Here is a 13,880-nt window from a genome sequence, read left to right on the forward strand (position 1 = left end):
TTTAGTACACATTAACTAAATGTTAGCATGTACTGACGTGTGTTCGGAGGGAGGGAAAGAGAGATGTCAAAAACTGTCGTTCGCAAAAACGAATCGCTTGAAGATGCTCTTCGTCGCTTCAAACGTACTGTATCAAAATCAGGTACAATTCAGGAAGTTAGAAAGCGCGAGTTCTACGAAAAACCTAGCGTTAAACGTAAAAAGAAATCAGAAGCTGCACGTAAACGTAAGTGGTAATTTTCCCTGTAAAAACCCTACGTTCATAACACGCAATTTTCAGATTTAACTGAGCAGACAAATGATATACCCCGCAGTTATTTATATAACTGCGGGGTATTTGTATTTATTCGCAAAATCACCCATAATAGAGAAGAAAAAGAAAGCGTTTTCGAGAAAGTTTTAATAATCTGCAACTTGTACCGTATACTTGGTATATGTTAGCAAATAATAGTGAAGTAAGTTTTTTCAAGTTTTATAAAAAATCTTGAAACTTTTCTTCATCTCATCCGTAGAATTAACTGTACATAACTTAGCTAAAGGGGTGATAAAATTGAGACGAACGAAAGGGATTAGTTGGATTTTTCTGATGGTCATATCATTCGTATTAATGTTTCCTTCTTTAACGGCATTTGCAGATGGTAAAGTGTATGAAATCTCCATCAATAATGAAATTGAAAAAGGTTTGGTGGAGCATTTAAAGCGTGGATTCGATGAAGCAAAAGATAATAACGCAGAAGCGATTATTCTCAATATGCATACACCGGGCGGATTTGTTACTGCGGCTTCGGAAATCGGCAGGCTGATGGATGAAATTGATATACCGATTATTGCATTCATTAATTCAGATGCGCTGTCTGCTGGTGCATACATCGCTTTACATGCAGCTGAAATTTATATGACACCTAATGCAACAATGGGTGCTGCGGCGGTTATCGATTCTTCCGGTAATACAGCGGGAGAAAAGGCGGAAAGCGATTGGCTTGCTAAAATGTCATCTGCTGCGGAAAACTCCGGAAGGGACCCTAAATATGCGAAGGCAATGGTCAGAAACGATTATGATCTGCCTGACCTAAGAGCCCCGAAAGGAAAGCTTCTAACACTAACTGCGAAAGATGCGGAAAAAGTTAAGTACTCGGAAGGCACTGTTGCTTCGATAACGGACCTGCTTGAAAAAACCAACCTTGATGGCAGCGAAGTAGTGAAAATTGAGCAGACATTTGCTGAAAAGCTGGCGCGCTTTATTACAAATCCGATTATCGTTCCTATTTTACTGTCGATTGCAAGTATCGGATTAGTTGTTGAGCTGTATTCACCAGGCTTTGGTGTTGCAGGGACAATGGGGCTTGCTTCGTTAGGAATGTTCTTCTTTGGACATACGATTGCAGGTTTTGCCGGATATGAAACAGTCATCATTTTTGTAATCGGACTTATTTTACTCATTGCCGAGCTATTTGTACCAGGTGGAATAATAGGTATTATCGGTGGCGCTTTAATGATAGGAAGTTTGCTTTTTGCAGGGGAAAGCTTTGTTCATATGGCTTATTCGATTTTAATCGCAATGATAATTGCAGGTATAGGAATGGTGATACTTATGAAATTCTTCGGGAAAAAGTTGCATATGTTCAACCGTCTCGTGCTGAGAGATGCAACGACGACGGAAGAAGGTTATGTTTCAAACAAAAACCGAATTGAATTAATAGGCAAGACAGGGCAGGCTATTACGCCGTTGCGACCATCAGGGACCGTTATTGTTGATCAGGACCGTCTGGATGTTGTAACACAGGGCGGCTATATTGATGCTGGTAAAACAGTTGAAGTAGTGAAAGTAGAAGGCTCTCGTATTGTCGTAAGAGAATTTATTGGAAGAGGTGGAGAATAAGTATGAATATGTTGGCAGATGCAGGAACAATTACATTAATTGTCGGATTAGTCATTGCATTTATTATCCTGGCAGTATTTTTCACATTTGTTCCGGTTGCACTATGGATTAGTGCACTAGCAGCAGGTGTAAGAGTAAGTATTTTCACATTAGTCGGAATGCGTTTACGTCGAGTAATTCCGTCCCGTATCGTGAATCCGTTAATTAAGGCTCATAAAGCCGGTTTAGAAGTAACAATTAACCAATTGGAATCACACTATTTAGCAGGTGGTAACGTAGACCGCGTTGTCAACGCATTAATCGCGGCACATCGAGCGAATATTGAATTAACATTTGAACGTGCAGCAGCAATCGATTTAGCTGGCCGTGACGTATTAGAAGCGGTACAAATGTCGGTTAACCCTAAAGTTATTGAAACACCATTTATTGCCGGTGTTGCGATGAACGGGATTGAAGTAAAAGCAAAAGCGCGTATTACAGTACGTGCAAACCTGGACCGCTTAGTCGGTGGTGCTGGTGAAGAAACAATCGTTGCCCGTGTTGGTGAAGGTATCGTATCGACACTAGGTTCTAGTGAATCACATTCAAAAGTACTGGAAAACCCGGATTTAATTTCTCAAACGGTTTTATCTAAAGGTTTAGACTCTGGTACAGCATTCGAAATTCTATCGATCGATATTGCGGACGTTGATATCGGTAAAAACATCGGTGCCGAGCTTCAAATCGAGCAAGCGCAGGCAGATAAAAACATCGCTCAGGCTAAAGCCGAAGAGCGTCGTGCAATGGCTGTAGCAAGCGAGCAAGAGATGATTGCAAAAGTTCAGGAAATGAAAGCGAAAGTAGTAGAAGCAGAGGCGGAAGTTCCAATGGCTCTTGCAGAAGCGCTACGTTCTGGCAACTTCGGTATTATGGATTACATGAACTACAAAAATATTCAGGCGGACACATCAATGCGTGATTCAATCTCAAAAGTTTCGAATGACGACAACAACAAAGATCCGAAAAACAAATAATCGAGGAAGGGAGTGAGCACTAAATGGAAGGACTTATCATTATGGTGATTGTCTTTATTGTCAGTTCTTTATTAGGTAAAGGTAAAGAACAACAGCAAAAAAAAGAATCAAATCAGATGCCGCCATTTAGCAGTCAACCTGCTCCTCGAAAACAGGAAGTTGAGCGCCGAACAGAGCAAAGACGTCCGAAATCATTGGAGGACTTTGCGAATGAAGTATTCGGCCAGCTGAATGAAAAAGTAAAACCGGTAAGTCAAAGAGTAGAACGCGAGCTTCCTAAACAAGTAGAAAAACCTGTTGAAGCTGCTCGCTCTATTGTGGAACCAGTAACTGAAAAGATCCATAATCCTCGTTCATTAAAGGAGCGTCCAATTGTTGCGATGGCCAAAAAAGAAGCAGAAGCCTTCCAAGTCGTGCCATCGAGCAAACGTGATTTAATGCAGGCCATTATTATGACAGAAGTTCTGGGCCCACCTAAAGCAAGAAGAAAATAATAAGAGACTACCTATTTCAACGTAATGTGGGAATAGGTAGTTTTTTTACATAGGATATAATGAAATGGTGATATTTAATGGTGGAACAGGAGTTGATTGGAATGGACGGTGGCAGGGTTCATGCTGTCGGTTTCACCTTTCACACTGTGAAAAAATCCGCTGACGTCTAGCGCCTTTCGCTACGAGCAAGCTTCCTGCGGGAACAGCAAAATTTATTTTGCGACGAAAGCGAAGCGACAGGAGCACCAAGTGAGAGACTGCAGGCTCGAGCCGTGCCAGCGGAAAGCGTCCACGCCAATAATGGAAATCAACGGACTTTATGAAAACATGCAACTAAATTTTTAAGGAAACGGGTATATCTATTATGAGAGGGGGAAACAGACATGAAAAAAAGATGGATGTTATTTTTAATACTTATTTTAGTACTTGCTGCATGCGGTAAGGAAGTGGAAGAATCAATTTCGGAGGCAGATGAAACCGCTACTGTATACGAAAGTGAGGAGTCATTGACACATAATATGGAAGGTGTCACTTTAAAGCTCGACTATAAAATTCAAAAGGTATCCGCAGAGCCGGGAGAATTAAAGCTTGAAATTAACGGCAATATTGAAAATGAGTACAGCCAAATTGTTTACTATACGCCGGATTTTACAATTCAAACATCAGAGCAGGAAGATATAGAGCAGTTGTCGTCTTCTGTTGAGAACGAACAAATTATGGTGAACCCTCAAATGGAAACGACTTTTAATGTGACTTATTTAATACCTCAGAATGTATACGATGAAAATAAATCTCTGAATTTAAAAGTTCCAGCAGCATTTAAGGAGCCGGAAAGTGAAAGTTCCGGTGATGCGTTAGGAGACTTTGCGAACTGGGAAATTCCGATAAAGTGAAACTTCAATCAATTGGGGCTTTAGCTCCAATTGATTGTTAGTTTAACCAATCGGGGCTTTTACGGGTAGTAGTCGATCACCTATGCTTTAAGCTATAGTTGGTAGTCTTGCCTCTAGAGCAGCACAATCGAGGAACATAAATTACTACCCGTTAAAGCGGGATTAAATAATCTATACATGCCTTCTTTTTTCTAAGCATATAGTGACGTAAAAAGGAGGCTTTTATTGAAAAATTTATTTCCTAAAAACAATAAATTGCAAATCACCTCTTTTATGGATATCCGCTATGATGGTTCCTATACAATAGGTGATGTAACCCCGACTGAGTATAACTGCACGACGAAAGATTTTACGATGTACGTTCATGCGGGGGAAGTGGAAGTCCAGCATTTATTCGAAGAAGGTTTTTTAATTCAATGTAAAAATCTGCAGAAGCTTACGATTGAGCGGAATGCAAAATGAGTAAATCCTATAAAAAGCTAATAACAATCAAACTAAAGCAATCTAAAGAAGCGAGCACTTTTATTATGCTGATGAAAGAGCATAAAATCCGAGTTTTTCATTTAACTTTTAAACAGAGCGAAATAACTTTCCAAGTGGCGCATAGTAATTTGTCTTTATTGCGCAGACTAAGAAAAAAAGCGAAAGTAAAAATTACAATCCGTTACAGCGAGCCAGAGAGAATTCTGCAAAAAGATATGGTTACGGCGATTGGTATCATCATGTTAATCATCCTGCCGATCATACTATCCCGGTTTGTATGGCAAGTCGAAGTTGATGCCGCCACGATTGAACTGGAAGATGAAGTAGCACTCTATTTACAAAAGGAAATGGGTGTGGAGTTTCCTGTACCGAAAAAAACATTTTTATCCGATAATGAAATCCGACAGACGATGATGAAGGAGTTTCGGGAGTTTTCATGGGTACATATTATGAAAAATGGAAGTAAAATTACGATAAATCCGCAATTGGCGCCAAAGATTGAGCCGGTTCCAAAAGTGAACAAGAACCAGCATTTAGTTGCGAACAACAGCGGTGTCGTCACTCATTTCCAAATTGAGCGCGGTGTTCGTCAAGTTGAAGAAAATATGACGGTACACAAGGGAGATATTCTCGTTTCAGGTGTGTTGCAGCATGGTGAAAAAGAAATCGTTATTGGTGCTGAAGGCGAAGTGTTTGTTGATTACTGGCTTGAAACATCGTTTTCCGTTCCTAAAACAATCGAAATGGAAGTATTGGATGACCATGGCTGGAAATATGACGTAAACTGGGAGAAGATCGGGACAGCGATAGAACAAATGTCTATTGAACCTTTGAAGTCTGTTGTGACTTATAAGCCTTATCGAATGTTTCATAAAAAAAAGGAAAAGATAAGTGAAAAGGATGTAGAAACAATTATCATGCCATTATTGCATGAAAAGATGATTTCTTCATTACCGCTTGAAACCGCCATTAAAGCAGAAAAACTTTTGCACGTCAACAGTGATGATGATACAGTTAAAGGGAAAGTCTTGTATTTAATTAATGAAAATATCGCACAACCACATCCAATTCACCAAGGAGAATGAGTATGTCAGAAAAATATGTTGAGCTCCAAATCGACAATCCGAATGAAGCTGTAATGCTTTTAGGAATGTCAGATGCAAATATAACATTGATTGAAGAAACTTATAGCGTACAAATTATTACGCGTGGGGAAGTAATACAAATTGCAGGCGATGATTTAGAAAAGAAAAATCAAGCATATGCAGTTTTAGAAGCGTTATTGAAAGTAATTCGGAAAAATATTAATATCGATCAGCGTGATGTATCAACAGCCATTGAAATGGCCAGTAAAGGCACGATAGAGTATTATGCGGAGTTATATGATGAAGAAATTGCGCGTAATACAAAAGGCAAGCCGATACGTGCAAAAACAATCGGACAGCGCGAATACATCCGGGCAATCCGTCATAAAGACCTGATTTTCGGAATTGGACCAGCCGGAACCGGTAAAACGTATTTAGCGGTTGTGATGGCTACACAGGCATTAAAAAATGGTCATGTAAAACGTATTATTTTAACACGGCCTGCCGTTGAAGCAGGAGAGTCATTAGGATTTTTACCGGGGGATTTGAAGGAAAAAGTCGATCCTTATTTACGTCCGCTTTATGATGCCTTACATGATATTTATGGACAGGAACAGACGCAGCGCCTAATTGAGCGCGGGACGATAGAAATCGCGCCGTTAGCATATATGCGCGGCCGTACATTGGATGATGCGTTCGTCATTTTAGACGAAGCCCAAAACACAACGCATCAGCAAATGAAAATGTTCTTAACACGTTTAGGTTTTGGCTCGAAAATGGTCATTACAGGTGATAAAACACAAATTGATTTACCTAAAAACACGGAATCCGGTCTGATTATTGCAGAGCGTACATTACGCTATGTAAAAGATATCCACTTCCAAATACTTGAGCAAGGTGACGTAGTCCGTCACCCATTAGTAGCGAGAGTAATACAGGCTTACACGGAGCAGGAATTATAAAAAAGGAACTTTCAACTTTTATTGTAAGGTTGAAAGTTTTTTTATTGAGTAAATTAGCATGAAACCTATTGGAAAAATTTACGTATATAAACTAAAAGGAGGAATTGATGGCAACGTTAATCGGTAGAAAGACATTTATTTGAAAAACATACGTACTTTTCGTAACACCAAACATATAAATTTGATAAAATGTACATAGAAACAAAGGGAGGTGCATGATCATAGAAAGATTTAACAAGCTCATCCAACTAATCAGCTTTCGCGCACTATTAATCATTATACTTGCAGCTACTGCCCTTCTTCAGTTTTTCCTGATGATTGATAATGTTCGTGGCGTTACATATGATATCCAGCTAACTGAATTAGCACCGGAAACCATTCGTTCATCTAAAACAGTGGAAGATACGGTAAAGACAGAAATAGAAAGGGAAAATGCGGAGAAAGCCGTAGATCCTGTATACATATATAAAGATGAGGTACCTAGTCAGCGTGCAACTTTTGTGACAACCATTTTTGATATTGCATTAGATGTGAAGGATGAGATTGCAAAGGCAGAGGAAGAAATACCTCAAGCTGATCAAATAAAAATGCTGCGTTCAGCGTTAAAAGATATTTTTGATAACCAGCAAAATCTGATTTTATCAGATGCACAGTTGCTGAATGTATTAAGTGCATCACAAGCAAATCTTGAAACTACACGTGATGCATTAGCGACATTGGTTGAAGTGAACTTAAATTATCCGCTTCGTAAGGATAGCTTGCTGCCATACCGAAATGAACTGGAAAGTAAAATCCGTCAGCAGCCTTCAATTTCTGAAGGGTTAATGAGTTTGGCGATTGTCATTGGTCGTGCAGCTATCGTTGAAACTGAAGTACTCGATGACGAAAAAACAGCGATTGCCAAACAGCAGGCAAAGGAAGCGGTTGAGCCGACACGTATTTTGCAAGGACAGATCATCGTCCAGGAAGGCGAAGTCATTACACGCGAAATTTACCGCCAGCTTGAATTGTTAGGGATGCTGGACAGTGAGGAATCGATTAAACCGATTGCCGGGTTAATCATTTTGATTTTACTGCAAATGTCTTTCCTTTTCGTCCTGTTTGATCGATCTGAAAAAGACATTGCTTCAAAACGCAATGAACTGCTCGTTACAATCATTGTGTATGCAATTGCACTAATTATGATGAAACTGATCGCGCTGATTTCAACGAATTTCGATCTGTTGATTGCCTTCATTTTCCCGTCAGCGTTAGCGACAATGCTTGTCCGCGTGCTGGCCAATGACCGTACCGCAAGTATTGTGACGATCATTACAGCTGCATCTGCAGGGATCATCTTTCATGAAGGATTATCAGGTATTTTACAGATGGATACAGCGCTTTACATTTTATTTGGGGGATTTTCATCGATTATTTTCATGCGCAGCCTGGAAAAACGGACAGACATTTTGCAGGCGGTTGGTATTGTAACGCTTGTAAACATAGTGTTTATCACATTTTATATTCTAATGGGACAGTCAGGTTACGGAATGAAGGAAGTCGCATTTTACGTTGCTGCAGCCATTATTTCGGGATTGTTATCCGGTGCTTTAATGATGGGACTGCTACCATATTTCGAATCGGCTTTCGGACTTTTATCGGTCGTGCGTCTGATCGAATTATCGAATCCGAATCACCCGCTGTTAAAGAAAATTTTGACGGAAACACCCGGTACGTATCACCATAGTATAATGGTGGCGAATCTGGCTGAAGCGGCATGTGAAGCAATCGGAGCTGATGGCTTGCTGGCAAGAGTCGGTTGCTATTATCATGATGTAGGGAAAACGCGAAGACCTCTATTTTTCATTGAAAACCAAATGGGGACAAACCCTCATGATACGATGGCACCCGAAAGTAGTGCGGAAATTATTATTGCGCATACTACGGATGGGGCAGAGCTCTTGAAAAAGCATAAAATGCCTCAGGAAATCATCGATATTTGTCTACAGCATCATGGGACAAGCACATTGAAATTCTTTTTGTTTAAGGCTAGGGAAGAAGGGAAAGAATTGGACGAAAGTGTATTCCGATACCCGGGTCCAAAGCCACAGACGAAAGAGGCCGCGATTATCAGTATTGCGGACAGTGTGGAAGCGGCAGTCCGTTCGATGCAGCAGCCAAATGCAGAGAAAATACAGAAGCTTGTGCAATCGATTATTCAGGATCGTGTACAGGATGACCAGTTTGATGAATGTGATATTTCGCTAAAAGAACTGAAAAAGATAGAAGACGTATTATGTGAAACATTGAATGGAACGTTCCACTCGCGTATTGAATATCCAAAGGAATAGTAGGAGGGAACAACATGTTATTAATTGATTTTTTAGATGAAACAAATGAAGTACAACAATCCCACTTGGAATTAGTGGAAAAATTACTCCAGCATGCAGCGGAGCAGGAAGGTATCGAGGACGGCTCGGAAGTGTCAGTTACGTTTGTGACGAATGAAGCGATCCATGAAATTAACCGTGAATACCGTGATAAAGACCAGCCTACTGATGTTATTTCTTTTGCATTGGAAGAAATGGGTGAAGGGGAACTGCAAATTATCGGTGAAGGGATTCCACGCGTTTTAGGAGACATTATCATCTCGACAGACCGTACACGTGAACAGGCAGCAGAGTATGGTCATACGTTTGAACGTGAGCTCGGCTTCTTGGCTGTCCATGGCTTTTTACACCTGTTAGGCTATGATCATATGACACCTGAAGATGAAAAAGTCATGTTCGGGAAACAAGATGAGATTTTACAGTCATACGGCCTAGGTCGTGATATGAATGAACGTCCGTAAATTTTTTCGTTCTTTTCGTTATGCAATGGAAGGACTAGTTACGGCAGTACACGAACAGAATTTCAGATTTCACTTAGTGAGTGCAGTGATTGTCCTGATCGCTGGTTTACTGACAGGGCTATCGATCGTTGAATGGTGTATCATCATTTTAGTCATAGCTTTTGTCATCGGAACCGAGTTGATCAATACGGCAATCGAGCGTGTGGTCGACTTGGCATCACCGGAAATTCATCCGCTAGCCAAGCAGGCAAAGGATGTTGCGGCAGGTGCCGTACTTGTTTTTGCGCTCGCAAGTGTTATAATCGGACTACTCATATTTTTACCAAAATGGTTTTAAAAATAATGTTTTGGGGGAACCAAAGATGAACATGGAACAATTAATGGATCAATCTAAAATTGCACGTGAATTTGCTTATGTACCTTACTCGAAATTTAAAGTAGGTGCGGCTTTATTAGCTGAGGATGGTACAGTGTACAATGGCTGCAATATCGAGAATGCAGGTTACAGCATGACAAACTGTGCTGAACGTACGGCGTTTTTCAAAGCAGTGTCAGAAGGCAATATGAAATTTAAAGCGCTGGCGGTCGTAGCAGACACACCGGGTCCATGTTCCCCATGCGGAGCTTGTCGACAAGTAATGAGTGAATTTTGTGCTCCGGATATGCCCGTCTACTTAACAAATATGAATGGTGACGTTCAACAAACAACAGTAGGTGAGCTGATCCCGGGTGCATTTAATACGGAGGATATGAAAAATGCAGGAAAATAAAGGATACAAATCGGGCTTTGTCTCGATTGTAGGTCGTCCTAATGTGGGCAAATCAACATTTTTAAACCGAGTGATCGGCCAGAAAATTGCAATTATGTCTGATAAACCACAAACGACACGTAATAAAGTACAAGGTGTTTTAACACAACAAAACTCTCAAACAATTTTCATCGATACACCGGGGATTCATAAGCCAAAACATAAATTAGGCGAATTTATGCTGAAAACTTCGCGCAACGCATTGCGCGAAGTGGATGTAATTATGTTTATGGTTAACGCTGAACAAGCAATCGGTAAAGGTGACGAATTTATCATCGAGTTATTGCAAGGCAATCAAACACCGGTATTTTTAATCATCAATAAAATTGATTTAGTACATCCGGATGAACTGGTAAAAATCATTGATTCGTATAAAGATAAGTTCGACTTTGCAGAAATTATTCCAATTTCAGCATTACAAGGCAACAATGTAGAAAACTTATTAACAACAATCGAAAAGTATTTACCTGAAGGGCCTCAATATTACCCGGCAGATCAAGTGACGGATCACCCGGAACGCTTCATTATTTCTGAATTAATCCGTGAAAAGGTATTGCACTTAACACGTGAAGAGATTCCTCATTCAATTGCGGTTGTTATTGAGCGAATTAAGCCACATGAAGAAAAAGAGAATATGATTCATGTACAGGCGACTATCATGGTAGAACGCGATTCACAAAAAGGAATTGTTATCGGTAAACGCGGCGCCCTTTTAAAAGAAGTCGGCTCACGTGCCCGCCAGGATATTGAAATGCTACTAGGCTCAAAAGTATACTTAGAGCTTTGGGTAAAAGTTCAAAAAGATTGGCGTAACAAGCAAACGCATTTACGCGATTTCGGATTTAGAGAAGACGAGTATTAATAGATAGCAGCAGACACACCGATGAAAAATCGGTGTGTTTTTATATGGAGTTCTACTTTTCAGACGTTTTGTTCCACATTGACGGTGAAGAGTTCTACATTCGGACCAAAAATTTCTACTTTGCCCTCGAAACGTTCTACATACTCTGATGAATTGGCGGATAAAATGAATGGGTTCTACATTTCCGCAGCTTTGTTCCACATTATCGATGAGAAGTTCTACATGCATCTGGAAGTATTCTACTTTTCCGACGAAATGTTCTACATACTCAGCTAAATTGGCGAATAAATTAAATAAGTTTTACATTACAACAGCTTTGTTCCACATTTCATAAAAAATGTTCTACATTCGCCCCAAAACTTTCTACTTTCCCCTCAAAATGTTCTACACTTCCCCCAAACCTGGTGAATAAATCCCGCCCTCTCAGGACGAAAATGATTTTATTCTTGATTATGGCCAATGTTCTGCTACCATTTAGTAAGGGAATATTTAACAGAAGTCAGAAGGTGAACACAATGAATAGTTTAAATAAATTTTTACTGACACTTTGGGCGATATCGCTCGCTTTATTATTTATTGTCATTGCGACCGTTGACCAAGATCAAACAATTTTGGTCGCAGAAGGGCAAATGAATATTGAAGAGCCAAATTCATCACAAATTAAGATAGAGAATGATATAAATGATAAAAGCGAACCCATTAGTGAACCAAAGCAACAGGACGCTAAAGAATCGATTCGACTTGCAATGACCGGGGATATTTTGCTGCATTTAAGACTTGCGAAATATGATGATTATACTTCATCTTTTGCAGCGGTGATGCCGAAGATGCAAAGCTATGATTTTCTGATTGCCAATCAGGAATCTCCACCTGTCGGCAATGAGTATCCATTAAGCGGGTATCCGCTATTTTCAAGTCCAGCCCATATTATTCGGGATATCCAGCATACAGGAGTCGATTTAGTCACAATCGCCAATAACCATATTATCGATCAAGGGGAAAATGGTATGCGTACCGTCTTTAACAATCTTGAAGACTACCATATGCCTTATGTAGGGGCTTATAAAAATGAAGACGACAGATCTACACAACGCATCATGGAAATCGGATCGATAAAAATTGGACTGCTTGCCTACACATACGGAACAAATGGCCTTTATTTGCCACAGGAATCGCCATTTCTCATAAATTATATTGATGAAGCAAATATAAAAGCGGATGTCGAGGAATTAAAACAATCGGTCGATGTAGTAGCTGTATCGATGCATTGGGGATCTGAATACGTTTACGAAGCGAATGACAATCAAAAATATTATGCCAATATATTAAATAAAGCCGGAGTCGATATTATTTTCGGGACCCATCCGCATGTATTGCAGCCATATGACAAGCTGATTAATGAACAGGGGCAGGAGACGCATATTTTTTATTCGCTTGGTAATTTCTTTTCAACAATTATAACAATACCGAACACAATGATTGGCGGAATCGCGAGCCTTGAAATTACAAAGGAAGGCGACCTGATTACAATAGATGAACCTGAGCTTTATGCCACTTCTGTATTAAAAGATGCAGACGGTATTTATCGGGTCTATCCATTAAAAGATGTGGAACAGCGCTCTATAAAAAATCTGCAGTGGGTAAAGAAAATCATGGGACAACATGTAACCGTTTATTAAACTTTTCTAGCAATAGTACGGTATAATAGAGATATGAAAGAAATAGAAGGATGTGCAACAGATGCTACATAAATGGGAAGGCATCGTTTTAAAGGCGCGTGCTTATGGTGAATCCAATAAAATCGTGACACTTATGACACGTGAAGCAGGTAAAGTCGCGTGTATGGCACGTGGAGCGAAAAAACCGACGAGTCGTTTAGCAGGTGTAACACAAACTTTTATGCATGGCTCGTTTTTAGTCCAGCGAACATCAGGCATGGGGACATTGCAGCAAGGGGAACATTTCAATTCGATGCGTCATATTCAAACAGATATTGTGGCAACAGCTTATGCAAGCTACATCGTGGAAATAGTGGATCGCCTCGTTGAAGAAGGCAGACCGGAACCTTATGCTTTTGATATATTAATTCAGGCATTGAATGCAATTGAAGAAGGGTATGATCCTGAAGCAATTACATTGTTTGTAGATTGGAAAATGCTTCCGTTTGCAGGTATCCAGCCGATTTTGCATGCATGTGCAGGGTGTGGGGCCGTTGATGGGGAATTTGCATTTTCATTTACACAAGGCGGATTTATATGTCATCGATGCTTCCATTTGGACCCGTATATTATTCGGTTATCACCAACGCAGCTCAAGCTGATTCGCATGTTTTATACGGTGCCGATTGAGCAAGTCGGCAAGCTGGAATTAAAACCGCAAACGAAGCAATTTATTAAAAAAATTGTAACGACAATTTATGAAGAGCAAACAGGGATCCGTCTGAAATCACGCAACTTCATCGAACAACTGGAGCGTACACCGTTACTGCAGCGTGAAAAGAAGGAAGAAGAATAAAATTATTGCCTAGGAAATAAAGCGAGTCGAAAGTGCGCAGACTCGCTTTCTTCTAT

The 13,880-nt window shown here is 40.1% G+C and carries 15 protein-coding genes; all 15 read left to right on the forward strand.

Features of this window, described 5'->3' with window-relative positions; translation table 11 throughout:
* Nucleotides 1-63: 63 nt before the first annotated feature.
* The 15 genes from rpsU (at nucleotide 64) to recO (ending at nucleotide 13,824) form a co-directional block, all read left to right on the forward strand.
* Nucleotides 64-237 carry a 30S ribosomal protein S21 gene (gene rpsU / locus AC6CH1_RS03290; protein WP_004227078.1) on the forward strand — a complete coding sequence of 58 codons (174 nt, stop codon included), beginning with the start codon at nucleotides 64-66 and terminating at the stop codon, nucleotides 235-237.
* Between the two features lie 313 nt (nucleotides 238-550).
* The gene (locus AC6CH1_RS03295) at nucleotides 551-1,879 is read left to right on the forward strand and encodes an NfeD family protein (protein ID WP_498316315.1); all 1,329 of its coding nucleotides are present in this window, start codon (nucleotides 551-553) and stop codon (nucleotides 1,877-1,879) included.
* A gap of 2 nt (nucleotides 1,880-1,881) precedes the next feature.
* Nucleotides 1,882-2,892 carry a flotillin-like protein FloA gene (gene floA / locus AC6CH1_RS03300; RefSeq protein WP_251689112.1) on the forward strand — a complete coding sequence of 337 codons (1,011 nt, stop codon included), beginning with the start codon at nucleotides 1,882-1,884 and terminating at the stop codon, nucleotides 2,890-2,892.
* Nucleotides 2,893-2,915: 23 nt separating this feature from the next.
* Complete coding sequence (locus AC6CH1_RS03305) at nucleotides 2,916-3,386, forward strand: YqfB family membrane protein (protein WP_427710793.1); 471 nt, start codon at nucleotides 2,916-2,918, stop codon at nucleotides 3,384-3,386.
* A 383-nt stretch (nucleotides 3,387-3,769) separates the two neighbouring features.
* A complete protein-coding gene (locus tag AC6CH1_RS03310) occupies nucleotides 3,770-4,279 on the forward strand; it encodes a hypothetical protein (RefSeq protein ID WP_498316316.1) in 510 nt (169 codons plus the stop codon).
* Between the two features lie 225 nt (nucleotides 4,280-4,504).
* On the forward strand, nucleotides 4,505-4,741 hold the full coding sequence (locus AC6CH1_RS03315) for a hypothetical protein (protein WP_008403137.1): 237 nt from the start codon (nucleotides 4,505-4,507) through the stop codon (nucleotides 4,739-4,741).
* A complete protein-coding gene (locus tag AC6CH1_RS03320; RefSeq protein ID WP_498316317.1) occupies nucleotides 4,738-5,847 on the forward strand; it encodes a sporulation protein YqfD in 1,110 nt (369 codons plus the stop codon). Before AC6CH1_RS03315 ends, AC6CH1_RS03320 begins: the two co-directional genes overlap by 4 nt.
* 2 nt (nucleotides 5,848-5,849) lie before the next feature.
* Entirely contained in the window at nucleotides 5,850-6,809 is a 960-nt protein-coding gene (locus AC6CH1_RS03325) for a PhoH family protein (protein ID WP_008403135.1), read from the forward strand.
* Between the two features lie 215 nt (nucleotides 6,810-7,024).
* Nucleotides 7,025-9,139 (forward strand): HD family phosphohydrolase, encoded by a 2,115-nt coding sequence (locus AC6CH1_RS03330; RefSeq protein WP_498316318.1) that lies wholly within the window; start codon nucleotides 7,025-7,027, stop codon nucleotides 9,137-9,139.
* A gap of 14 nt (nucleotides 9,140-9,153) precedes the next feature.
* Entirely contained in the window at nucleotides 9,154-9,639 is a 486-nt protein-coding gene (ybeY, locus tag AC6CH1_RS03335; protein ID WP_079525603.1) for an rRNA maturation RNase YbeY, read from the forward strand.
* Nucleotides 9,626-9,976, forward strand: a complete 351-nt coding sequence (locus AC6CH1_RS03340) for a diacylglycerol kinase family protein (RefSeq protein WP_498316319.1) — start codon at nucleotides 9,626-9,628, stop codon at nucleotides 9,974-9,976. The genes ybeY and AC6CH1_RS03340 overlap by 14 nt, the downstream gene beginning before the upstream one ends.
* 25 nt (nucleotides 9,977-10,001) lie before the next feature.
* A complete protein-coding gene (locus AC6CH1_RS03345) occupies nucleotides 10,002-10,409 on the forward strand; it encodes a cytidine deaminase (RefSeq protein ID WP_251689098.1) in 408 nt (135 codons plus the stop codon).
* Complete coding sequence (gene era / locus AC6CH1_RS03350) at nucleotides 10,396-11,310, forward strand: GTPase Era (RefSeq protein WP_087615321.1); 915 nt, start codon at nucleotides 10,396-10,398, stop codon at nucleotides 11,308-11,310. The genes AC6CH1_RS03345 and era overlap by 14 nt, the downstream gene beginning before the upstream one ends.
* A gap of 515 nt (nucleotides 11,311-11,825) precedes the next feature.
* A complete protein-coding gene (locus tag AC6CH1_RS03355) occupies nucleotides 11,826-12,989 on the forward strand; it encodes a CapA family protein (RefSeq protein ID WP_498316320.1) in 1,164 nt (387 codons plus the stop codon).
* A 61-nt stretch (nucleotides 12,990-13,050) separates the two neighbouring features.
* A complete protein-coding gene (recO, locus tag AC6CH1_RS03360) occupies nucleotides 13,051-13,824 on the forward strand; it encodes a DNA repair protein RecO (protein ID WP_008403126.1) in 774 nt (257 codons plus the stop codon).
* The last annotated feature ends 56 nt before the right edge of the window (nucleotides 13,825-13,880 follow it).

Source organism: Solibacillus sp. GQ1 (genome assembly GCF_059758555.1).